Genomic DNA, 352 nt, shown 5'->3' with positions numbered 1-352 from the left:
GGAAACAAAATTGCGGAAGTAGCTCAGTTGGTAGAGCGTCAGCCTTCCAAGCTGAATGTCGCGGGTTCGACCCCCGTCTTCCGCTCAATAAAAATCACGATAAAAAGTGATTTTTTTTAACACTGAAATGTGTAGAGTAGAGTTTCTCTATCAATTTCAGTCTAAGTATTAAAATGCCTCCATAGCTCAGTTGGCCAGAGCACGTGATTTGTAATCTCGGGGTCGTGGGTTCGAATCCCTCTGGAGGCTCCATTTTAATATAAAATATCTGGGGAGATTCCAGAGTGGCTAAATGGGACTGACTGTAACTCAGTTGCTTCGGCTTCGTAGGTTCGAATCCTGCTCTCCCCAC

Annotated in this window: 3 tRNA genes; all 3 read left to right on the top strand. The window is 44.9% G+C overall.

Going from position 1 to position 352, the window contains the following annotated elements:
• The first annotated feature begins 12 nt into the window (after positions 1 to 12).
• The 3 genes from DRF67_RS21335 to DRF67_RS21325 all read left to right on the top strand — a co-directional run bounded on the left by DRF67_RS21335 (position 13) and on the right by DRF67_RS21325 (position 351).
• A tRNA-Gly gene (locus tag DRF67_RS21335) sits at positions 13 to 85 on the top strand.
• 90 nt (positions 86 to 175) lie between these two features.
• Positions 176 to 252, top strand: a tRNA-Thr gene (locus DRF67_RS21330).
• Between the two features lie 18 nt (positions 253 to 270).
• Positions 271 to 351, top strand: a tRNA-Tyr gene (locus tag DRF67_RS21325).
• Position 352: the final 1 nt, after the last annotated feature.

The organism is Chryseobacterium pennipullorum (assembly GCF_003384725.1).
GTDB lineage: Bacteria > Bacteroidota > Bacteroidia > Flavobacteriales > Weeksellaceae > Chryseobacterium > Chryseobacterium pennipullorum.
This window is presented reverse-complemented; position numbering and strand designations above follow the sequence as displayed.